Raw genomic sequence first — 22946 nt, 5'->3', positions numbered from 1 at the left:
AAGATTTCAACATGCCCCAAATTAAGAACCTGCTAATGATCTTTACCCGTAATCCTGAACCGGGGAAGGTCAAGAAAAGACTTGCCGCGAAGATCGGTGACCAGAACGCCCTGAAGATCTATACTTTCCTGCTGCAGCGTACCTTCCGGGTGACACAGGACCTGCCGTGCGATAAAGTAGTTTATTATTCCGAAGCAATTCAGGAAAAAGATATCTGGGACAATGATATTTTTCAGAAAAAAGAACAAAAAGGAAGAGACCTTGGAGAGCGGATGGAAAATGCCTTTAGAACAGGGTTTGCAGAAGGCTATACGAATATTGCAATCATTGGCAGTGACCTGTTGGACCTGCAGGAAGAAGACCTGAAAAAGGCTTTTTCGGGACTCCTTCAAACAGATTACGTAATTGGTCCTGCACAGGATGGCGGATATTATTTATTAGGAATGAAATCCTTAAATTCGGATCTTTTCAGGAATAAAACCTGGGGAACAGATGCTGTACTGCAGCAAACCCTGCAGGACCTTAAAAATGAAACCTTAACCCTGCTGGAGGAACGCAATGACATCGATACTTATGAAGACATGCTCGAGCACCCTGAACTTCAGCAAATAATAGAATAAAATGATCAAAGCTTTAGAGGAAACAACAGAATTTTTGCAGGCAAGAGGGTTCGAGGACCCGGAATTAGGGATCATCCTGGGCACCGGGCTCGGGAAACTGGTAGATGAACTGGAGATCATCGCCGAAGTGAGCTATAACCACATTCCAGGTTTTCCCACTGCTACCGTAGAATTCCATAAAGGGAAGCTCATCTATGGAAAACTGGACGACAAGAAGGTGGTGGTGATGCAGGGCCGCTTTCACATTTACGAAGGTTATACCCTGTGGGATGTAACTTTCCCCGTGCGCGTCATGAAGAGGCTGGGGATTAAAAAACTGCTCGTATCCAACGCCGCGGGCGCCATTAACCCGGAATTCAAAAAGGGTGAAATTATGCTTATCGATGACCACATCAACCTGCAGGGCGGCTCACCGCTTGCTTTTAGAGGCGTGGAGCACCTGGGTACAAGGTTTACCGATATGAGCGAACCTTATGACCAGGAGAGCGGGAGGATCATGCAGGAGATCGCCAAAGAGAACAACATCACTCTGCACAAGGGGGTATATGCCTCTGTAGTGGGGCCACAGCTGGAGACCCGTGCAGAATACCGTTATCTAAAGATCATTGGTGCCGATGCCGTTGGAATGAGCACCGTCCCTGAAGTGATCGTGGCCAATCATCTTGGAATTCCTGTTGCCGCTGTTTCGGTCTTGACCGATGAATGTGATCCTGATGATCTGCAACCGGTAGATATCTATGACATTATTCAGGCAGCAGGTAAGGCAGAGCCACAAATGATCACCCTGTTCAGGGAACTTATCAAAAGAATCGAACTAAAACCCGTTTCTTAATGCAGGAGCATGTGGTCATTATTGGCAACGGAATTGCCGGCATTACTGCCGCAAGGCATATTCGCCGCATTTCTGAAAAGAAGATCACCGTTATCTCTTCGGAAAATAAATATTTCTTTTCCCGCACCGCCTTGATGTATTTTTACATGGGCCATATGAAATGGGAACACCTGGAACCTTACGAAGACTGGTTTTGGGAGAAGAACAGGATCGACCTCAAGCTGGCCTATGTCGAGAAGATAGACCCCGAGGCTAAAACCCTTTTTTTGGCAGGTAATGAAAAATTGCCTTATGATCAATTGATCATTGCTACTGGTTCCATTCCACGGAAGTTGGGCTGGGAAGGTCAGGACCTGCAGGGAGTCCAGGGACTGGTATCCAAGCAGGACCTGGAATTGCTCGAAAAGAACACCAAAAACTGCCGACACGCTACCATAGTGGGCGGCGGACTCATTGGCGTGGAACTCGCCGAAATGCTGCACACCCGCAATATTCCCGTCACCATGCTGATCAGGGAAGATTCCTTCTGGCGGAATGTATTACCGCAAAAAGATTCAGAATTCGTTGCCCGGCATATTTCCAGTCACGGCATTGGACTGCGGAACATGACCGAACTGGAATCAATTTCCGGTAAAAATAAAGTAACGAGCGTTACCACGAAAAAAGGGGATCAGATCGAAACAGACCTGGTTGGGCTCACAGTTGGAGTGCAACCGAACATTGCATTTTTAAAAGGTTCAGGAATTGAAACCGATGTTGGAATACTTGTGGATCCTTACCTCAAGACGAACATTGAAAGCATATATTCAATTGGGGACTGCGCCCAGCAACGGGAGCCGAAACCGGGCAGAAGGCCAATTGAAGCGGTGTGGTATACCGCCAGGATGATGGGCGAGACGGTAGCTCAGACCATCTGCGGAAATCCATTTAAGTACAATCCCGGAAATTGGTTCAACAGCGCGAAATTCTTTGAGATCGAATACCAAACCTACGGCAATGTCTCAGCCACCCCGCCTGAAAATGAACAGCAACTCCATTGGGAACACAGAGATGGTAAAAAAGCGGTTACCCTTGCTTTTGAAAAAGGTTCCGGCAGATTCCTGGGCATCAACAGCTTCGGAATTAGAATGAAGCACGAAGTTTTTGACAGGTGGCTCACAGAGCAACGACCAATAGAACATGTTCTGAAACATTTGGAAGAAGCCAATTTTGACCCGGAATTTTTCAAACGGCATCACAAGGAGATCCTACACAGTTTCAAAGATGATCTAATGAATCCTTCAAAGCCAAAACCTCAGATCTAAAAAATTTATGGCCCACATAGAACATAACATGTCCCTTACGGGAGAAGCACCCAAAAGGCTTTCTTTAATTCAGAAAGTTGCAACAGGCCTTGGCTGGACAGGGATCTTCTTTCTCTTTCTAAGCATACTTAACGTTCCCCTGCCAGGGTATTTTCTGTGGTTATCCCTGGGATTGATCGCCGCCGGCGTAGTGATCTTTGCAAATGATCAATACCGCGGAAAACCTGCAGGCATTAAGAATGACGGCGTCTGGTTCAAGAATATGACCTCCCGGGGAGTATTTGCGTGGGGTACCGGAATTCTGCTTACCCTCTTTTACATCGTATTGTACTGGTATCCGCAGTACCTGGGCTACAATCCCGACGGGGAAAACACCGGAATAGTTGCCCTTTTTGACCCTTTAAGCAACTTTATAAGTGGTAACGATGCCAGCCAGTGGTTCGTTTACGGGACATTATACACTTTGGCTATTCTGGCTTTCGGGTATAAATTTCTCCTGAAGTACCGGCACAACAAGTATGAAAAAATAAGGACCTTTTCAGTGATGTTCTTTCAATTGGGTTTTGCTTTTTTGATCCCCGAGATCCTCATCCGCCTCAACCAGCCTTACTATAACCCAAATGTGGTATGGCCGCTTAATTATGATCTTTTTGCCGGCTATAAGCTGAATGAATTCTTTTCGGCGGGCACTGTGGGGATGATCATGCTGGGCTTCGGGCTGGCTTCCATTTTTCTCATCACTCCTATCCTCACCTATTTCTACGGAAAAAGATGGTATTGTTCATGGGTTTGCGGGTGCGGAGGCCTGGCAGAGACTGCCGGCGATCCTTACCGTCACCTCTCAGACAAATCCCGAAAAAGCTGGATGCTCGAAAGATGGCTGATCCATACGATCCTGGTTTTGGTCGTGATCATGACCACTGCCGTGGTCTACAGTTTTCTCAATGAAAACCCTGGAAAATACTGGCTCACAAAAGATGCTTTTTTGATAGGAGTTGCCGGATTTCTGACCCTGCTCTTCGCAGGCATCATGATCTTTAAAAGAAAAGAACTGGCCAAAGATGCCAAATACGGCGCTGTTGGATATTTCGTGATCATTCTGGCCATCATCGCTTTATACTACTCCACCGGTTATAGTTACGGACATCTGTTAAGAGAATGGTATGGATTTTTTATCGGGGCCGCTTTTTCAGGGGTTATTGGCGTCGGCTTTTATCCCATTTTCGGGAACCGGGTCTGGTGCCGTTTTGGGTGCCCCATGGCAGCGGTGCTGGGCATGCAGCAGCGGCTGTTCTCCCGCTTCAGGATCACCACTAATGGCGGGCAGTGTATCTCCTGCGGAAACTGCTCCACCTACTGCGAGATGGGGATAGATGTAAGGTCTTACGCCCAAAAAGGGGAAAATATCGTGCGCTCCAGCTGTGTGGGCTGCGGAATTTGCTCCGCGGTTTGTCCGCGTGGCGTACTCAAACTGGAGAACGGACCACGTGAAGGCAGGATCAATGGAGATGCGGTGCTTCTGGGGAATGATGTGGATTTACTTGATTTGATTCAACAGCAGAAGAAAGCTACCAGAAAATTATAAGCACCAATGTTTCAAGCACCAAATTCCAAATCGGCCAGGTAGATCAGACTGGCAACAGGCCACTGGCAACCTTTCTAAATCCTGAACTTTAAAATTGGAATAAATTTTAGAATAGCTTTCTTTGTAACATGCCTCTTATTAAAGTTATCATTCCCGCCTACAATGAAGCCGATTCCATTGGCCATGTGATAAAGGATATCCCCGAATTAGTTGATGAAGTCATCGTGGTGAGCAACAATTCCACCGATGCCACCGAAGAGAATGCGCGCAAAGCAGGCGCTAACGTACTTTCAGAAACAAGGAAAGGGTACGGCTATGCCTGTTTAAAGGGAATGGAATACGTCGCAGCACAACCGGAATCCCCTGAAATTATCGTATTTTTAGATGGCGACTACAGCGATTATCCCGAAGAACTGGAGAAGATCGTAGCGCCCATTATTAATGAAGATGTTGACCTGGTGATAGGTGCCCGCGTAGCGAGGTGGAGGGAAAAAGGCGCGATGACCTTTCCGCAGATATTCGGGAATTGGCTGGCCACTGCCCTGATGAAATTATTTTTTGGTGCCCGGTTCACAGACCTCGGTCCTTTCAGGGCGATAAAATACCGAAAGCTGCTGGCCCTGGAAATGGAAGACAAGACCTACGGCTGGACGGTAGAAATGCAGCTTAAGGCGCTTAAGAAAAAATATTCTTATCGGGAAGTACCCGTTCATTACCGGAACAGGATAGGTATTTCTAAAGTTTCGGGAACCGTCAAAGGGGCCTTTATGGCCGGCGCCAAGATCCTTTGGTGGATCTTTAAATACAGTTTCAAATGATGGCTTCTGCGATCCTTTTTTTGTTCGTTTTCCTGCTGTTCCTCATTTTTCTCTACAGCCTGGTACAGCTGCAACTTCTTTTGAATTACCTGAAGGCTCGAAAAAGCAATAAAAAAAAGCATTTTTCCACTTTATCTGATCTCCCATTTGTCACCATTCAGCTGCCCATTTACAATGAGAAGCCGGTAATAGAGCGGCTGCTGAAAAATATTTCCGAAATAGATTATCCTTCGGAAAAACTCGAGATCCAGGTGCTGGACGATTCCACAGATGATTCCGTGGAGCTCACAGCGGCGATCATTACCGACCTTCAGCAAAAAGGTATAGATATTAAACATTTGTGTCGCACAAACAGGGTCGGTTTCAAAGCTGGGGCTCTAAAGGAAGGATTGGAATCCGCAAAAGCGGAATTCATTGCCATTTTTGACTCCGATTTTCTTCCGAAGAAAGACTGGTTACATAAGACACTTCCGTGGTTCGAGGATAAGGAAATTGGGGTGGTACAGACCCGCTGGGGCCACCTCAACCGCAATTATTCCCTGCTAACACAACTGCAGGCCTTTTTACTGGACTTTCATTTCATCCTGGAACAAACGGGCAGGAATTGCGGCGATCATTTCATCAACTTCAACGGCACGGCAGGTATCTGGCGAAAGCAGTGCATCCTGGATGCCGGCAACTGGCAAGGTGACACCCTTACCGAAGACCTGGACCTGAGTTACAGAGCCCAGCTCAAAGGCTGGAAATTCAAATATCTTGAAGAAGTGGAAGCCCCGGCAGAACTTCCCATAACCATTTCTGCCGCCCGTTCGCAGCAATTCAGGTGGAACAAAGGTGCAGCAGAAAATTTTCAAAAGAACTATAAGAAACTTTGGCTAAATAAAGGGATCTCCCTGGGAACAAGGATTCATAGTTTCTTTCACCTGCTCAACAGCAGCCTGTTCCTTCTTGTGTTGCTGCTGGCAGTTTTAAGTGTTCCGGTTCTGTTCATCTCGAACGACGGAAATCGGCAGATCTTCATCGACATCATGCTGTTCTTCAGCATTAGCACAATTATATTTTTCATTTCCTACTGGGTAACCTTTGCGAGGATCAATGGATACAACTGGCGATCATTGCTGAGGTTCTCAGTACTGTTCTTCACTTTTTTCTCGATCGCAATGGGCTTTTCCATTCATAATACCAGGGCGGTGCTGGAAGGACATTTTGGAAAAAGAAGCGAATTCATCAGGACGCCGAAATTTAACATTAGAGGCAGGGAAAAAGTCCTGGGGCTGGAACCTTTCAGGGTCTCATTCCAGTTATTGCTGGAAATATGCATGATCTTCCTTTTTGGTTATGCCGTGTTTTCGGCTTTTGTGATTGATAATTACAGCCTCATCCTGTTTCACCTGATGCTGTTCTTCGGGTTTTCTTATGTGGTTTTTACTTCTTTAAATATTACGTTCTGGAGACCTAACAGGTTTTCAAAACCGGTTAGGTCTGGAGGAAAATGAAAAAGCTTCTAAGCATACACAAGACCCCACTTCTCCTGCTGCTTATAAGCTGCGCTTTTTACGCTGCTTTTGCTTATGACCTGCAAAGAACAGACCTTATAAAACTCATTAGCCTCTATGGCGCCCTGTTCTTTTTGAGCTGGAAGATCTTTCAGCTTGAAAAACAGAATTTCAGAATTCTTCTTGGGGTGGCCATAATTTTCAGACTGATCTTCCTGTTTGCCATCCCCAACCTGTCTCAGGATTTCTACCGCTTCATCTGGGACGGGAAATTGCTTCTTGAAGGGATCAACCCATACCTCTTCACGCCAAATGAATTGATCATTGATCCACCAATAGCAGGGGTACAGACGCTATTTAACGGAATGGGCGACTTAAGTGCGGGGAATCCCACCAACTATCCGCCGCTGAACCAATTTCTCTTTGCACTGGCTGTCTTCTTAGGTGGCAAAAGCATTTTGGGAGGGGTCATGGTCCTGCGAATCCTTATTATTACCGCTGATGTTGGTATCTATTACTTCGGAAGAAAACTGCTTCGGAATTTGAACCTGCCCGAAAACCGTATTTTCTGGTACCTTCTTAATCCCTTCATCATCATAGAACTTACCGGAAACCTGCATTTTGAAGGAGTGATGGCCTTTTTCCTACTGGCATCACTCTATTTTCTACACCGGAAGAAATGGATGACCGGGGCCATCCTTTTTGCGGGTTCCGTTTTGGTAAAATTGATTCCCCTGCTCTTTCTTCCGCTCCTTTTCAGGTACCGGAAATTAAAAAATGCAATTGCCTTTTACGGATTGGTGGGCCTGGTAATGCTGCTGTTCTACCTGCCTTTCCTTTCCGCAGAATTTTTCAACAACTATGCAGCCAGTATTGGACTATGGTTTCAAAAATTCGAATTCAATGCCAGTCTTTATTATCTCATCAGGTGGATAGGATTCCAGGTGCAAGGCTATAACGTAATCCAATCTGCCGGACCTGTGCTCGGTCTACTGGTGTTCATTTTTGTGCTTTTAAAAGCTTCCGGTTCTCAAAACAAAAACCTTCCGGGGTTACTCACCTCAATGCTGCTCAGTATTAGCGTTTACCTGTTCCTGGCCACAACTGTGCATCCATGGTACCTTGTCACTCCCCTGCTCATTTCGATCTTTACCCGGTACCGATTTGCTTTGGCCTGGAGCCTGATGGTGATCCTTAGTTATTCAGCTTATGCCCATCCGGCTTTTGAAGAGAACCTGTGGCTGGTTGCTGTGGAATACCTGGTCGTTTTTGGAGTAATGGGATATGAAGTTCTTACAAGAAGTAGAGTTGCTTTGCCTCGGAAAGCATTGAAATAAGCCGGATTTCTCGCAAAGGGCGCAAAAGCTTTCCCGCAGAGGGCGCAGATTTCCGCAGATCACTTTTTCACACAGAGGCCATAGAGTCAAAAGGAAGACCACGAAAAAATTCTGCCTTGAAAAAGATATTCGTGAATTCGTGGCAAAAAACCGGAAGCAACTCGTACGTCACCTCGAGCGGAATCAAGAAGTGAGAAATAGTTTCACGCAGAGTCCGCAAAGTTTCCGCAGAGGGCGCAGAAAAATAAAGATGAATTTTTCTCAAAACGTTTCACTCAAAGGAAAATAAGAGTAAAAAAGAGCACAAAGAGATTCTGCTAAGATCAACAGGAAAATCTATTTGAAGATTGGAAGGATTAAACCTTCCGAATAATTCAGGAGAAAACAAATCATTCGTGCATCCGTGGTTAAGAACCCCAATTTAGAGGGATGAGGATATATCCTTCTCGCAGCTTCAGGCTAAAAAACTATTCCTGGTCATAGGGAATATAATTTTTCCATTCCCAGGGAGTGTAAACTTCTTTTAAAGCCACCTCCAGCAGTTCCTTAAAGATGCTTTCTCCGTTTTCACTATTCGTCATGATGAGAATGCCTTTTCCTACTTCGGGAAAAAGCACAGAATAATGCTCAAATCCGCTACCATGGCCTCCTTTTGAAACTGCCCAACCATATGGTGTTTTAAACAATCCTGAACCTAGTCCATAAGACATTTCAATATCATCATTCAGATCCCCTTCTTCCTGTGCCAGGGGTCCGAATTGTCTCAAAGTGCGGATCCTTACCTGCGGACTGAAAATTTCTTTCCACGAGTCATCAGTTAGAAGTTTGCGGTTCAACACTGCAACTAAGAATCTTTTATAATCCTGGAAAGTAGTCTCCAGTGTGCTGGGAGCCCGCGACTCATTGTCCTTATCTTTTTTATATGCCTGTCCTTTTTTATTATGGCCATGGGCGTAATCTGCTTCAAATTCCGGTTGCCATTCAAAGCTCGAATCCTCCATACCTAAAGGTTTGAAAACGATCTCCTGTGCCAGTTCTTCAAAAGGCTTTCTGGTAATCTTTTCCAGTACTACCTGCAGATAAACCATTCCTTCGCCTGAATACATATACCCACTCCCCGGTTCCTGCTTTACCCGCAGCTTCTTATCCGGTTCAAGGGACCTCCAATTAGGAAAACCGCTGGTATGGGCAAGAGACATCCTGGCGGTAATTTTATGGTAGAGCGAATCATTTTTAAGATCGGAATAATCATCATGCCATTTTGCCTGAGGTTCATATTCATATATCTTTTTCGGCAAATAAGATTCCAGGGGTGTATCAAGGTCGATCACATTCTCCTCAACCAGCTTCATGACAATCACAGTAAAAACAGCCTTGCTTAAAGATGCTCCATACATATTGGTATTTTCCTTCAGCTCCTTCCCATTATTATTATTTCCATAACCCAGAACTTCTGCATAGACCACGTGGTTATTATTAAAAACAGCTAGCCCCATGCCAGGAACCTTAGCCTCCTCCATCAGGTACTCTGCATGCCGGGTAAGAGAATCGTTTGATATAGTTGTTCCGTCAAGCCTTTCGATCTCCTGTGCAAATCCGGCACCTGAAAGAAAGAAAAACAAAAGCAAGGTAGTGGCTAACTTCCTTCCGTTCTTTTTGTTATTGGAACTTCTTTTCCGAATAAAAGGAAACGACAAGGGGTAATAGCTTTTTTGGCTGTTAATAGCGGTAAAAACGTTTACCAGCATAACCACTGTTGCATAAGGAATGATCAACACCGCCAGGGTTATCAATGATCCTCCACCCATAAAAACCCTGCCTACAAACATTCCCATCACAAGTAAAATCACGAAGAAAAGGATCATTGTAATTTGAAAATTGATCACCTTTCTACCGTGCTCCTCGTACACTTTGTTATCCTCTCTTTTATGGATCCATAGGAACAAGGGAATAAAGATATTGGCAAGCGGTATTACAAAACCAATGAAAGGGGTGGAATGAAGTAAAAGCAACCACTTCATTTGAATATTCTCTTCTTTGGGATCTTCAAGCAGCATAAGTTCATCTACCTCTATTTCAAGAGCTGCAGCCAGTAATTTGACGGTCTGTAGGTGTGGTTCTGTTTCCCCTTTTTCGATACGTTGTATGGTACGCACCGTTACATTTGTTCTGTCTGCTAATTCCCTCTGAGAGAAACCCTTTAATTTTCGCTGATAGACCAGATTTTCGGCAAGTGTATTTTTATTCTCCATTTTGATGTTGTTTAAAGCAAAACTACTTGAAACCGCTCGCTTTTTGGGTGACATTCAGGTGTCACCTACATGTCATTTCCTTTGAATAAAGGGCTTAGCTTTAACTCCATTCGAAAAATACGAAAATGATTAGAAAGTCTTAAAGGTATCTGACGAAGGAAAAAAGTGATGAAAAAGACATTTAAAAAAAGAGAATATCTGAAATTAATCAGTTGGAAAAATTTAAGTTCCGGAAATAATATTTAACAAATGAACTGATTTTTTCCTCTTTTTACAGTGGGCGAAGCCTAAAAAAAATATTCGTGAATACGTGGCAAAAAACCGGAATCAACTCGTACGTCACCTCGAGCGGAGTCGAAAGGTCAGAAATAAAAAACCCCGAAAACTAACAGCTTCCCGCAGATAACGCAGAACTCCGCAGAAGAAATCAAGGTACCCACTGATCAAAAAGAGTAAAATGATTCGTGCATTCGTGGCAAAAAACCGGGAACAAAAAAATCCGGAGACTTTGCAGAAACCGGATTTTCTAAAATTATATTTTTTCTGATCTACATCCCGAGAATATGGGCAAAGACCAACGGCGCCACAATGGTGGCATCGCTTTCAATAACAAACTTTGGAGTGTCCTTGTCCAGTTTACCCCAGGTGATCTTTTCGTTGGGCACGGCTCCTGAATACGATCCGTAACTGGTGGTGGAATCAGAGATCTGGCAGAAATAGCTCCAGAAAGGAATGTCATGCATTTCCATATCCTGATATAACATCGGCACGACACAAATAGGGAAATCTCCGGCTATTCCTCCCCCAATCTGGAAGAAACCAACTCCTTTATCCGTATTCTTTGTGTACCAGTCGGCCAGGTAACCCATATATTCGATCCCTGATTTCATGGTACTGGCCTTAAGCTCGCCTTTCATTACATAAGAAGCAAAAATGTTCCCCATGGTGCTGTCTTCCCATCCCGGAACGACAATCGGCAGGTTCTTTTCGGCTGCGGCATACATCCAGGAGTCCTTCAGGTCGATCTCGTAGTACTCCTCCATCACACCAGACAGCAACAGCTTGTACATGAACTCATGCGGAAAATATCTTTCTCCCTTTGCTTCAGCATCTTTCCAGATCTTTACGATATGCTTCTGAATTCTGCGGAAAGCTTCTTCTTCGGGAATACAGGTATCGGTTACCCTGTTCAGTCCACGCTCAAGCAGGTCCCACTCGTCCTGCGGGGTAAGATCCCGGTAATGAGGAACCCTTTCATAATGCGTATGAGCTACCAGGTTCATGATGTCCTCTTCCAGGTTGGCTCCGGTACAGGAAATGAACTGCACCTTGTCCTGACGGATCATTTCGGCAAAGATCTTCCCGATCTCTGCGGTACTCATGGCTCCGGCCAAAGTGACCATCATCTTGTTGCCTTTGTCCAGCTGGTCGCGATAAGCTTGGGCTGCGTCTACAAGAGCTGCAGCATTAAAGTGTTTATAATATTTTTCTATGAATTCGGTGATAGCTCCTTTACTCATCTTCTTCGTCTTCTTCGTTGTAGTTTAAATATTTGAATTTGTAGCTCAGCATCTTGTAGTAGAGCTTGGCTGCAAGGAAATCTGAAGATTTCTCCTTTTCGTTAGGGTTAAGTTCCACGATGTCAAAACCAACCACGTTCTTTTTCTTGAACATGAGCTTCAAAAATTCCAAAGTTTCATACCAGAACATTCCTCCCGGTTCTGGCGTTCCAGTTGACGGCAGTATAGACGGGTCAAAGGCATCAAGGTCTATGGTGATAAAAACGTTCGGCGTCATTTGGCCTATGGCGTCATCCATCCAGTCCTCATAAAGGTCATGCGCCCAGTACACCTGGTTCTCATCCATATGATCCATTTCAGAAATATCCATGGAACGGATTCCCACCTGGATAAGGTTGGTCTTCTTGCTGGCTTCGTAAACTGCACAGGCATGGTTACAGGTAGAGCCCTCGTATTCGGGCCGAAGATCTGCATGCGCATCTATCTGTACCACGGTAAGGTCTTCAAAAGTTTCGTTGAACGCTCTAATGGAACCAATAGAAATAGAATGTTCGCCTCCAAATAGGGTTACGAATTTTTCCTGTTTCAGGTAATTTTTGGTGGTCTTGTATACAGCTTCCACCATTTTTTCTGGCGAAGAATCTTCGGTGACCGGGGGAGCCAGATAAACTCCTTTTTTGTACACCTCGGTACGGGTTTCAATGTCAAAAAGCTCCATATTTTCCGAAGCTTCCAGGAAAGCATCAGGACCCTTGTCGGCTCCTTTTTGCCAGGTACTGGTCCCATCATACGGCACCGGGATCAAAACTACTTTTGCGTCATCTAAGCGTGCATACTTGTCCGGAATGCCGGCGTAATTCTTTTTACTCATGGTTGGCAGTAATTATTCTTTTAAAAATTGATTGCTTCACGTATTAAAAATAACAAAAAAATTTACCTGATTATTTGTAACCCAGGATTTTCAGAAAATCCTCAGGCTCCTGTTGTTCGCGATAAAGGCTGATCTCCAGCTCCCCATTCTCGTCCCTGTTGATAAGCAGCTGCTTTGGTTGCGGAATAAGGCAATGCTGTAAACCTCCATACCCTCCAATGGTATCCTGGTATGCCCCGGTATTGAAAAACCCGATGTACAGCGGTTTGTCTTTTTTATACTTCGGAAGGTAAATGGCGTTGGTGTGCTGCTCACTGTTGTAATAATCATCACTGTCGCAGGTAAGCCCTCCCAAAAGCACTCTTTCATATTCATCGTTCCACCGATTGACCGCGAGCATAACGAATTTCTTACTGATCGCCCAGGTATCCGGTAGCGTGGTGATAAAAGAAGAGTTGATCATATTCCACTTCTCCCTGTCGTTCTGCTGTTTTTGGTAAAGGATCTCATAGATAGCTCCGCCGCTTTCGCCTACGGTGAATGAACCAAATTCTGTAAAGATGTGCGGCACGTCAACTTCGGCTTCATCACAGGCGATCTTGATCTGGTTCACTATCTCCTCGACCATATACTTGTAGTCGTATTCAAAATGCAGAGAATTCTTCACCGGGAAACCGCCTCCAATGTTGAGGCTGTCCAGCGTAGGACAGATCCTTTTAAGATTTATGTATACCTTGAGACATTTCAGAAGTTCGTTCCAGTAATAAGCAGTATCCCTGATACCGGTATTGATGAAGAAATGCAACATCTTCAGCTCCACCTGGTCGTTGTCTTTGATCTGCTTGTTGTAGAACGGCACAATGTTTTTGTATCCTATCCCAAGTCTGGAGGTGTAAAATTCGAATTTGGGCTCTTCTTCCGAAGCGATCCTGATCCCAATCTTGAACTTGTCATCAATAGCCTCTGTAAGAAGATCGATCTCCTCATAGTTATCAATAATGGGAATACAGTTGTTGTGCCCGTTATTTACAAGATTCGCAATGTTAGAAATATACTTGTCTCTTTTGAACCCGTTACAGATCACAAAAGTATCATTTGTAATCTTACCAGATTCTTTTAGAGACTGAACAATGTCGATATCTACGGCCGAAGAGGTTTCGATATGAATGTCGTTCTTCAAGGCCTCATTGAGTACATGCTCAAAATGAGAACTTTTTGTACAATAACAGTAATTGTAACTGCCCTGGTAATTACTCTTTTCGAGCGCATCTGCGAACCATTTTTTGGCCTTATTGATGTTTTCGGAGATCTTTGGGAGATAAGTGAATTTTAAAGGGGCTCCATATTCCTTGACCAACTCCATTAAGTCGATACCATGGAACTGCAATTCACTCCCTTCAACTTTAAATTCTTCCTGGGGGAAATAATAAGTCTGGTCTATTAAATCGCTGTACTTAGTATTCAATTTTTAAGTAGTATATATTAAAGGTAAAAAAGTAGAAATTCTCAGCCAATGCTAAAAAAATAAGGTGATAAAAGTTTGTTAAGGCTGCCGGAGGAACCGAAGCCGGGAAAGGATAAACACAGAGACCGGGCTGATTCTCCCGGCATTAGGTATTTCATTATTTTAGCTTAGCTGAAGCAAATGTATTAAAAAGCCGGAAAGTTGCAGGTTTTTTTTCACCAAAGCAACAACTTTCCGGCAGTAACAATAAACACCTGATTAACAGCCTTAAAAGGACTCGTTTTTAGGCAGCAAATTGTAATTTTTATTTACATGTTCCCCAGGTTGATGATCTCCTGTTTAGATAATACTCTCCAGTGACCCCTTGGCAGGTCTTTTTTGGTCAGACCTCCATAAACTACCCGATCCAATTTTACTATCTCGTAGTTCAAACTTTTGAAAAGTCGCTGCACAATGTGATTTTTGGTGCTCCTTATTTCAAGCCCTACCTCCCTTTTAGGTTTGTTCTCCACATAGCTGATATCGGTAACCTTAACCGTACCGTCTTCCAGGTTCACACCTGTTTTGATCTTTTGAAGGTCATCGTATGCCAATTCCTTATCCAGTTCAAGGTGGTAGATTTGCCTGATGCCGTTCGTAGGATTGGCCAGTTTTTTCGCCATGGCACCATCGTTCGTGAACAATAACAATCCTGTAGCCTGGGTGTCGAGTTTCCCAACGGGATCAAGTTTTGATTTTGATGCGTTGGCAATAAGATCCATAACTGTGCGGTTCTTCTTTTCAAGGCTGCCGGTAACATAGAAGCCTTTGGGCTTGTTCAAAAGAACGTATTCCGGCTTTTCAGGATTGATGCGGCGGCCGTCGAATTTAACCTCATCGTTAAGCTGCACTTTGTAACCCATTTCGGTTACTACTTTGCCGTTAACGGTAACATTTCCGGCGGCTATATAGATATCGGCATCCCTTCTGGAACAAATCCCGGCATTGGCCACGTATTTGTTAAGCCGCATAAGCTCACTGCCGGCTTGTTTCTTCTTCACCGGCGCGTTGCCGCGGGACATTGATCTTTTTGGATCCTTTTCATTTCGGTTCACCGGGGCATTTCCGCGGGCGTGCGATTTGTTGCGCTCTTTACCGCCCTGGCGGCCACTTTTGGCCCTTCCGCCTGCTCTATCTCCTCTGCTCCCAGATGACCTGTCGTTTCTACTCATAAATAAAATTTTGTACAAAGATACAGCTTTGTTATACAAAAGCTGAAAAAAGCAATTTTAGTGGCGACTCCTTACAAAAAGATCTAAAAAACCCGGCTCAATAAAGCCTGAATATCGATAAGTAGAATGCTGAAAACTCCTGCCACAATTATGAACTTCAACAGGTTGTGCAGCAGCAGGTATTGCCATTTGGCCTTGCTGAAGTAAAGGATCAACAGAAAGATAAAAAGCAAAAAGAACACGCCGTAAAAGAAGATGTCCATTTCCCCTATTTCAAAATAAGTAATAAGCAGGTAGACCGGGATCAAAGAGATCACCGAAAGACCCGTAAGAAGGCTTTTGCTTAACCTCTCCCCGTAAACTATGGGAATGGTGCGGTAACCCAGCACCAGGTCGCCTTTCATGTTCTCAAGATCCTTGACCAGTTCACGCATCACAATCATGAGATAAAGAAAAGTGGCATGAACAAAAATGACTGTCTCAAAGTTCTTGTAGTAGACGAAGACCGCGAAAAAAGGGGTAATAGTGAGCACCGAAGCCACAAGGTTATTGACAAATAGTATCTTTTTGAGCCGGTGCGAATAGAACCAGATCACGAAAATGTAGATCGAAAAGAACACTACGGCCCTGAAAGAAACGTAACTGGCAAAGAAAATTCCGGCAAGGTTCAGAACAAAATAGACCGAAAGCTTGGTACGCTGACTCACGAAACGGTCCAGCATGGTCTTCTGCGGCCGGTTGATAAGGTCCTTTTCGCTGTCGTAGAAGTTATTGATGATATATCCCGCCGCCACTATTGATGCAGTAGAAAGCACCAGGAAGAATAGATTCGGATCAAAAAGCACCTGACCTAAAGGATGGTCCGGTGACAAAATGAACATGGAGGTCAAATATTGAGCAATAACAAGCACCAGGATGTTATAACCCCTTATGACTGAAATGAAACTTAAAATTTTGAGAAGAAGTCGCTTTTTTGACAGGGTGGCCATCTTTTTCCTAGAAGTTGTAGACCACTTCCAGACGGTAATCCTTCAACGCTTTCCTTGCCTTTTCAATGTCTTCTGTGAAACCTAAAATGTACCCGCCGCCGCCTGAACCGCAAAGCTTGAGATAATATTCATTTGTCTCGATACCTTTTTGCCACAGCTTATGGAACTGGGCCGGGATCATTGGTTTGAAATTATCGAGCACTACGTGAGAAAGTTTCTTGATATTCCCAAAAAGCGATTTTACGTCACCCTTCAGGAAGTCGTCAACACATGCATCGGTATGTTTCACGAACTGATCTTTCAGCATTTTTCTGAAAGGCTCCTGCTTCATATTTTCCATGAAAATGTTCACCATTGGCGCGGTTTCTCCTACAGATCCACTATCGAGTAAAAATACAGCTCCTTTTCCGTTTCGGGTCTGACTAGGAATTCCCGCCGGCTCGATATTGTCTTTTGAATTGATAAGGATAGGAATACTCAAATAAGAGTTCAAAGGATCAAGTCCGGAAGATTTTCCATGGAAGAAGGATTCCATTTCCCCGAAGATCTCCTTCAGCTTAAGCAGTTTTTCGCGGGTAAGGTTTTCAAGAACGGTGATCTTATTGACAGCATACTCGTCATAGATGGCCGCTACCAGTGCCCCGCTACTTCCAACTCCGTATCCCTGCGGAATACTGGAATCAAAATACATCCCTTTTTCGATATCCTCATACAGCTCTTTAAGATCGAACTGCACCAAAGCAGGCTTTTCTTCCTGCAGGTTCTTCAGGTAATCTGCAAAGCGCTTCAGGCTCCTGTTCGATTTCTTGGCTTCTTCGGAAGGATCTTCATCCACTTTCAAAGCCCCGTTGTAAAAATTATACGGAATGGACAAGCCTTTGGAATCCTTGATGATTCCGTACTCTCCGAAGAGCAAAATCTTAGAATAAAATAAAGGTCCTTTCATAGCGATTTGCATTAGGCTTAGTAAAGATAAGAATTTTTCTTCACCTTGAATTCTGCATGGAATTGCAAATATACAACTTCCTTATTACCAGTAATTATTAAATCAAATTTTAAGCCAATTTAACAGCTCCTTCTCCCACGTGATCGGCTATATACTGGTTGTTTTGACAATATTGAAGCAACTCAGATTTGATAAATTCCAGCGTCTCTTTTTTCTCGTTTTCGGGGTACAGCAGGTGTACGTTCGCTCCCGCGTCAAGCGTAAAGCATAAATGCATCCCGGTACGTTCCCTGAATTCGAAAATCTTGTTAATGATCTCCAGAGTTTTGGGTTTCATCAACAGGAAATAAGGCTGACTGGTCATCATCATGGCGTGAAGGGTAAGGGCTTCGCTTTCCACTACCTTTATGAACTTAGAAAGATCCCCGCTTTTAAAAACATCTTTAAGAAGATCGAGATTTTCATGTGCCTGCTGAAAACGTCTTTCAGCGTAAGGATGCCCATTCATGAGATCATGCCCCAGGGTACTGCTCACCTGTTTCTCTCCTTTATCCACAAGCAGAATGGTATCCTGGTAATTTTTGAAGTTCTTATGAACCTCATGCGGATATTTCACCCCATACAGATCACTCGTTCCAGGAATATTTTTATGTTCTCCCCAGTTCACTAGTCCGCCTTCTATGCTGCGGCAGGCGCTTCCTGATCCTAACCTGGCCAAAAAGGAGGCTTTCCGATTATAATATTCTGAAGTTATCTGAGGGTTCAGTTGTTTTTCCAGGCTCATAAGACAAAGCGCCAGAGCGCTCATCCCGCTGGCCGAAGAGGCGATCCCGCTGCTGTGCGGAAAAGAATTGGAAGTTTCGATCTTAAACCGATAATCCTTCAAAAATGGTAAGTAGGCATCGATCCTTTCAAAGAACTTTCTGATCTTGGGCCTGAAGGATTCCTTCTTCTCTCCTTCAAAAAAGAGTTCAAAATCAAATCCCTCCGCATTTTTCTTTTTTTGAAAGCTCAGCGTAGTTGTGGTACGGCAGGAATCGAGGGTAAAACTTATGGAAGGATTCGCCGGGATCTGGTTTTCCTTCTTTCCCCAGTACTTCACCAACGCGATATTGCTGGGGCTTTGCCAGGTCACTTTCCCATCATTGATCTCTGCGGAATATTCTGCCGGAATAAAATCTTGTTCGGTCATCCTAAAAGTTTCAGCAAAGATAGATTTTCTGCCCTATTCTGTCATGGCTTTGGCAGCAAGAAATCCGCCTGTCCAGGCATTCTGAAAATTAAAACCGCCGGTAACGGCGTCGATGTTGAGCACTTCCCCCGCCAAAAACAGGTTCTTATGGATCTTACTTTCAAACCTTTTAAAGTTCACTTCTTTTAGTTCCACACCGCCGGCAGTCACAAATTCTTCCTTAAAAGTGCTTTTTCCGTGTACCTGAAAAATGCCCGAACTGAGCTGCCCCGCCAGCTCTTCCATCTGCTTCTTGTTGAGGTCGGCCCACTTATCTTCTTCGGAAATATTTGCAGCCGCCACCAGGCTTTGCCACAACCTCTTTGGAAGTTCGAACTGAGCATTTTTATATGGCTGCTGCTTGCCATGGTTCATCTTCAACTCCTGAAGCTGATCGAAAATTTCATCTTTTTCAAGTCCGTGCACCCAGTTCACCTCTATCTCAAAATTCTTCCTATCGCTAAGCTCCCTTGCGCCCCAGGCAGAAAGTTTTAGAATTGCCGGCCCACTCATCCCCCAATGGGTTATCAACAGCGGACCTTCGGTCTCAAGTTTCCCACCTTTTATCTTTACCATAGCAGGAGTCGCCACTCCCGGCAAATCCTTGATTCTTTTATCGGTGATATTGAAGGTAAAGAGAGAAGGAACGCCGGGAACTATAGTATGTCCCAGATCTTCCAGCATCTTCCACATTTTCGGATTGCTTCCGGTGGCAATCAGAATTTTTTCAGCGGTGAAGGCTTCCTGGGAAGTAAACACCTGCCACTTTTCCCCTTTTTGAATGTCCTGAACGGCTCGTTTGGTCAGTATTTTTATTCCCAGTCTGCGGGTTTCATTCAGAAAAAGATCGATGATGCTTTGAGAAGAATTTGATTCCGGGAACATCCTGCCGTCTTCCTCGATCTTCAGCGGCACTCCCCGCTTCTCAAACCATTCGATGGTATCTCCCGTCATGAAAGAATGAAAGGGACCCCGCAGTTCTTTTTCGCCCCGCGGATAGTTGCGTGTCAATTCCTTCGGAAGGAATTCGGCATGGGTCACATTACACCTGCCCCCGCCTGAAATTCTCACCTTGTTGAGCACCTCTTTCCCCCTCTCCAGAATAGTGATCCTGGCGTAAGGATCGTTTTCCGCAGCATTGATGGCCGTAAAAAAACCGGCGGCACCGCCTCCCACAATAATGATATCCTGTTCTATGGTCTGCAAACTGAAAGATTTGAATTCGGTGTCAAAGGTATTTAAAATTAAGAAAGCGGCCCGTCTCCTTAATCTTTGTAAAGGGTACGCTAAAATCTTCTTAAACAGGTAATTCAGCAGAAAACACTTCAATAACTTTAGGTATAAAACCAGAGATCATGAGCAAACCAAAGGACCTTCCGAAGCAGGAACAGAAGAAACAACCCGGAGAGGAGCAAAAAATGCACCCCGAACCAGAGATCATCCGCGACGGCTATAAGGGAAGTGAAAAGCTTAAAGGAAAAGTGGCTCTCATCACCGGCGGCGACAGCGGAATTGGTCGCAGTGTGGCCGTACATTTTGCCACGGAAGGCGCCAAAGTAGCCATCGTCTACCTCAACGAAGACGAAGATGCGCTCGAAACCAAAAAGATGGTTGAAAAAGCCGGTTCTGAATGCCTTCTTTTGGAAGGAGACCTGAAGGATGAAAAATTCTGCAAAAAAGTGGTGCAGGACACGGTGAAAGAATTCGGAAAACTCAACATACTGGTGAACAACGCCGCCATGCAGTTCCCCAAAGAAGAACCCGAGGAGGTGAGTGCCGGGCAGGTGCGAAAAACCTTTGAGACCAATATTTTTCCCTATTTCTTTACAGTGAACGAAGCGCTGAAGCATTTAAAAGAGGGAGATACTATCATCAACACCACCTCGGTGACCGCTTACCGCGGCAGCGAACATCTCCTGGATTATTCCAGCACCAAAGGCGCCATAACTTCTTTTACCCGTTCCCTGTCAAAAATGCTGGCCGACAGGAATATTCGGGTAAACGGTGTAGCGCCGGGGCCTATCTGGACGCCGCTCATACCCGCGACCTTTGACGAGAAGCACATTTCAGAATTCGGAAAAAAAGTGCCGCTTGGACGCGCGGGACAACCCAGCGAGGTTGGGCCTGCATATGTCTATCTCGCCTGTGATGACAGCAGCTACGTGACGGGACAGATCATTCACGTGAACGGCGGAGAAGTAGTAGGAGCATAAAATGATAAGCTGGACAGAAGTTTTAGGACTGGTAGCGGGCGCGTGCACCACCGCTGCGGTGACTCCGCAGATCTGGAAAGCCTGGAAGACCAAGGAGGTGGAAGATGTATCGGTTGGCATGTACCTGGTGCTCATCACAGGACTTGCGCTTTGGCTGATCTACGGCATCATTGAGAACGACATTCCCATCATGGTCACAAACGGAACCGCCCTGCTGCTGAACCTGTTCATGCTCTACCTCATCTTCAGATACAGGCATTAGCTGTTAATCTTCCATAAATTTCAACTAACAGAGTCTTAAACCAATTGGCTTGAGGCCATTCAGCAGTTATATTTAGCGAAAAGCAAAAAATGTCGCAGACTGTCACAAATAAAAAAAGAGCCCAATCCACCAAAAAGCAATATGACGAGTTCATCCTGGAGAAGGATCATCCCTGCCTAATGGCCAAAACGGTCTTTAGCATGGACCAGGTAGACCTTCATGAATATGAAAATTTTGGTTCAAGAGAGACCGCAGAACTCATGCTAAAGGAGCTTAAGGATTACGTTGGAAAATATGATTTTGAGTCCAATGACTTTTTCACCTTTATGGCTGTTTTCAAAGGCGAAAAAAATTTTTCGGAAGAAGAATTTGAACAGCTTTTATGGCAGCAACTGCAACACCTGCACGAGGCCGATGACTCGCCATGGGATAAAGCCGTAAAACCCGACCCGGAAGACCCTAATTTCAGCTTTAGTTTAGGAGGCAAGGCTTTTTATATTGTAGGCATGCATCCAAACAGCTCCAGAAAGGCACGACAGGCACCTTTTCCCACCATGACCTTCAACCTGCACTGGCAGTTCGAGAAGCTCCGTGAAATGAACACGTACCACACCGTGAGAGACAAGATACGCGAGCGAGATATAGAATTACAGGGAAGCATCAATCCCATGTTAGAAGACTTTGGAGAAAATTCGGAGGCCCGGCAGTACAGCGGAAGAAAAGTTGGAGAGGAATGGAAATGTCCTTTTCACCAAAAGAAATAGCAAATGTTTCAACCTGACAAGTACAAGAAAAAAGACAGGCAGTATATCTTCGATTTTATAAAGGCGCATCCTTTCGCTACTTTCGTCATAAAAGGGAAAGAATTGCTAGCCACCCATATCCCGATCCTGATCAAGGGAGATCCACACAAGTTCATGCTTTATGGGCATATTGCCCAGGCAAACGAGCAATACCCACACCTCGAGGATGGCCTGGAGGGTATCCTCATCTTCCATGGGGCACAGGCCTACGTTTCTTCTTCCTGGTACAAGGAAGTCAACATCAGCACCTGGGATTATTCGGCAGTACATGTGAATGTGAAGCTGAAACTTCAGTCACGCGAGGAGCTGGTACAATCTTTAAAAGAACTGGTGTGGCATTTTGAAAAAGAGCAGAAAGATCCTATTTATTATGAAGACCTTCCGCAGGAAATGATAGACGATCACCTGCCGCTGATCACCGGCTTCTGGTGTGAACCCATTAAAGTACAGGCGATCGCAAAACTGCACCAGGGTTTTGAAAAAGACGACATACAATCGGTAACCCGGCATCTTGAAGAACGTGGGGATGCCTTATCTTCAGAATTAAGCAAAAACATCAAAAAAGAACATGGTACAGGTAATTGAGAAGCAAACAGGAACAGCTTTCAAACTAAAAAAAGGACAAAAATTAAAAGTTATCGATCCGCAGGGAGAGCAGGTGAGCGACATGGTACTTTTCAATGCCGAAGATCCGCGAGAGAAAATCTCTTCGGGCAAGACCCTTGATTTTGAGGAGTCCATTCTCATCACCAAAGGGGACTTTCTGTGGAGCAACCGCAGCCGCAAGATGATGGAGATCCTGGAAGACACTAATGGCAGGAACGACTTTTTGCTGGCTCCCTGCAGTCCCGAAACCTTCCAGATCATGTACAACAATCACGAATACCATCCCAGTTGCTTTGAGAATCTGCATACGAACCTCGCCAAATTCGGGATCGAACCGGATGATGTACCAACCGCCTTCAACATTTTCATGAACGTCCAGTTCGATCAAAACGGAAAACTGAGCGTGGACCCGCCTTTATCAAAGGCCGGAGATCATGTGCTTTTTGAGGCAAAAATGGACCTTTTCGTTGCCCTCACCGCCTGCTCTGCCGAAGACAGTAATAATGGAAGCTTCAAGCCCATTCATTACCAGATCCTGGATTAATATAAATTATAGGAAAAATCCTGTTGTTTTTCGTTAAACAC

21 protein-coding genes are annotated in these 22946 nt (G+C 44.7%); 12 read left to right on the top strand and 9 right to left on the bottom strand.

Annotated elements, in window-relative coordinates; all coding sequences use genetic code 11:
- Nucleotides 1-11 precede the first annotated feature (11 nt).
- The 7 genes from BLS64_RS04320 to BLS64_RS04290 all read left to right on the top strand — a co-directional run bounded on the left by BLS64_RS04320 (nucleotide 12) and on the right by BLS64_RS04290 (nucleotide 7992).
- Complete coding sequence (locus BLS64_RS04320; protein ID WP_093112067.1) at nucleotides 12-620, top strand: TIGR04282 family arsenosugar biosynthesis glycosyltransferase; 609 nt, start codon at nucleotides 12-14, stop codon at nucleotides 618-620.
- A gap of 1 nt (nucleotide 621) precedes the next feature.
- Nucleotides 622-1452, top strand: coding sequence for a purine-nucleoside phosphorylase (locus BLS64_RS04315; protein ID WP_093112065.1), 831 nt, complete (start codon nucleotides 622-624; stop codon nucleotides 1450-1452).
- Nucleotides 1452-2756 carry an NAD(P)/FAD-dependent oxidoreductase gene (locus BLS64_RS04310; protein WP_093112063.1) on the top strand — a complete coding sequence of 435 codons (1305 nt, stop codon included), beginning with the start codon at nucleotides 1452-1454 and terminating at the stop codon, nucleotides 2754-2756. The genes BLS64_RS04315 and BLS64_RS04310 overlap by 1 nt, the downstream gene beginning before the upstream one ends.
- 7 nt (nucleotides 2757-2763) lie before the next feature.
- The gene (locus BLS64_RS04305; RefSeq protein ID WP_093112061.1) at nucleotides 2764-4341 is read left to right on the top strand and encodes a 4Fe-4S binding protein; all 1578 of its coding nucleotides are present in this window, start codon (nucleotides 2764-2766) and stop codon (nucleotides 4339-4341) included.
- Nucleotides 4342-4469: 128 nt separating this feature from the next.
- Complete coding sequence (locus BLS64_RS04300; RefSeq protein ID WP_093112059.1) at nucleotides 4470-5159, top strand: glycosyltransferase family 2 protein; 690 nt, start codon at nucleotides 4470-4472, stop codon at nucleotides 5157-5159.
- Entirely contained in the window at nucleotides 5159-6655 is a 1497-nt protein-coding gene (locus BLS64_RS04295; RefSeq protein ID WP_093112333.1) for a cellulose synthase family protein, read from the top strand. The genes BLS64_RS04300 and BLS64_RS04295 overlap by 1 nt, the downstream gene beginning before the upstream one ends.
- A complete protein-coding gene (locus tag BLS64_RS04290; protein ID WP_093112057.1) occupies nucleotides 6652-7992 on the top strand; it encodes a mannosyltransferase in 1341 nt (446 codons plus the stop codon). The genes BLS64_RS04295 and BLS64_RS04290 overlap by 4 nt, the downstream gene beginning before the upstream one ends.
- 467 nt (nucleotides 7993-8459) lie before the next feature.
- Here BLS64_RS04290 and BLS64_RS04280 read toward each other — a convergent pair whose 3' ends face one another.
- The 9 genes from BLS64_RS04280 to BLS64_RS04240 form a co-directional block, all read right to left on the bottom strand.
- Complete coding sequence (locus tag BLS64_RS04280) at nucleotides 8460-10244, bottom strand: serine hydrolase (protein ID WP_093112331.1); 1785 nt, start codon at nucleotides 10242-10244, stop codon at nucleotides 8460-8462.
- A 548-nt stretch (nucleotides 10245-10792) separates the two neighbouring features.
- On the bottom strand, nucleotides 10793-11764 hold the full coding sequence (locus tag BLS64_RS04275; protein ID WP_093112053.1) for a deoxyhypusine synthase family protein: 972 nt from the start codon (nucleotides 11762-11764) through the stop codon (nucleotides 10793-10795).
- Nucleotides 11757-12635, bottom strand: coding sequence for an agmatinase (gene speB / locus BLS64_RS04270; RefSeq protein ID WP_093112051.1), 879 nt, complete (start codon nucleotides 12633-12635; stop codon nucleotides 11757-11759). Before speB ends, BLS64_RS04275 begins: the two co-directional genes overlap by 8 nt.
- Before the next feature lie 70 nt (nucleotides 12636-12705).
- Complete coding sequence (locus BLS64_RS04265) at nucleotides 12706-14100, bottom strand: arginine decarboxylase (RefSeq protein ID WP_093112049.1); 1395 nt, start codon at nucleotides 14098-14100, stop codon at nucleotides 12706-12708.
- A gap of 308 nt (nucleotides 14101-14408) precedes the next feature.
- A complete protein-coding gene (locus BLS64_RS04260) occupies nucleotides 14409-15311 on the bottom strand; it encodes a pseudouridine synthase (protein WP_093112047.1) in 903 nt (300 codons plus the stop codon).
- An 83-nt stretch (nucleotides 15312-15394) separates the two neighbouring features.
- Complete coding sequence (locus BLS64_RS04255) at nucleotides 15395-16300, bottom strand: geranylgeranylglycerol-phosphate geranylgeranyltransferase (RefSeq protein WP_093112045.1); 906 nt, start codon at nucleotides 16298-16300, stop codon at nucleotides 15395-15397.
- Between the two features lie 7 nt (nucleotides 16301-16307).
- Nucleotides 16308-17246, bottom strand: coding sequence for a mevalonate kinase family protein (locus BLS64_RS04250; RefSeq protein ID WP_093112043.1), 939 nt, complete (start codon nucleotides 17244-17246; stop codon nucleotides 16308-16310).
- A gap of 109 nt (nucleotides 17247-17355) precedes the next feature.
- Nucleotides 17356-18438, bottom strand: a complete 1083-nt coding sequence (locus tag BLS64_RS04245; RefSeq protein WP_093112041.1) for a diphosphomevalonate/mevalonate 3,5-bisphosphate decarboxylase family protein — start codon at nucleotides 18436-18438, stop codon at nucleotides 17356-17358.
- A 33-nt stretch (nucleotides 18439-18471) separates the two neighbouring features.
- A complete protein-coding gene (locus BLS64_RS04240; protein WP_093112329.1) occupies nucleotides 18472-19674 on the bottom strand; it encodes a BaiN/RdsA family NAD(P)/FAD-dependent oxidoreductase in 1203 nt (400 codons plus the stop codon).
- Between the two features lie 158 nt (nucleotides 19675-19832).
- Here BLS64_RS04240 and BLS64_RS04235 point away from each other — a divergent pair, with 158 nt between their 5' ends.
- The 5 genes from BLS64_RS04235 to BLS64_RS04215 all read left to right on the top strand — a co-directional run bounded on the left by BLS64_RS04235 (nucleotide 19833) and on the right by BLS64_RS04215 (nucleotide 22905).
- A complete protein-coding gene (locus BLS64_RS04235; RefSeq protein ID WP_093112039.1) occupies nucleotides 19833-20690 on the top strand; it encodes an SDR family oxidoreductase in 858 nt (285 codons plus the stop codon).
- Between the two features lies 1 nt (nucleotide 20691).
- Complete coding sequence (locus BLS64_RS04230; RefSeq protein ID WP_176763420.1) at nucleotides 20692-20952, top strand: SemiSWEET family sugar transporter; 261 nt, start codon at nucleotides 20692-20694, stop codon at nucleotides 20950-20952.
- 89 nt (nucleotides 20953-21041) lie between these two features.
- A complete protein-coding gene (gene gntA / locus BLS64_RS04225) occupies nucleotides 21042-21716 on the top strand; it encodes a guanitoxin biosynthesis heme-dependent pre-guanitoxin N-hydroxylase GntA (RefSeq protein WP_093112037.1) in 675 nt (224 codons plus the stop codon).
- 3 nt (nucleotides 21717-21719) lie between these two features.
- Nucleotides 21720-22340, top strand: a complete 621-nt coding sequence (locus BLS64_RS04220; protein ID WP_093112035.1) for an FMN-binding negative transcriptional regulator — start codon at nucleotides 21720-21722, stop codon at nucleotides 22338-22340.
- A complete protein-coding gene (locus BLS64_RS04215; protein WP_093112033.1) occupies nucleotides 22324-22905 on the top strand; it encodes a DUF1989 domain-containing protein in 582 nt (193 codons plus the stop codon). Before BLS64_RS04220 ends, BLS64_RS04215 begins: the two co-directional genes overlap by 17 nt.
- Nucleotides 22906-22946 lie beyond the last annotated feature (41 nt).

The sequence above is a fragment of the Salinimicrobium catena genome, from assembly GCF_900102915.1.
GTDB classification, from domain to species: Bacteria; Bacteroidota; Bacteroidia; order Flavobacteriales; family Flavobacteriaceae; genus Salinimicrobium; species Salinimicrobium catena.
The sequence above is the reverse complement of the archived record's forward strand: the minus strand, read 5'-3'. Positions and strand labels throughout refer to the sequence as shown.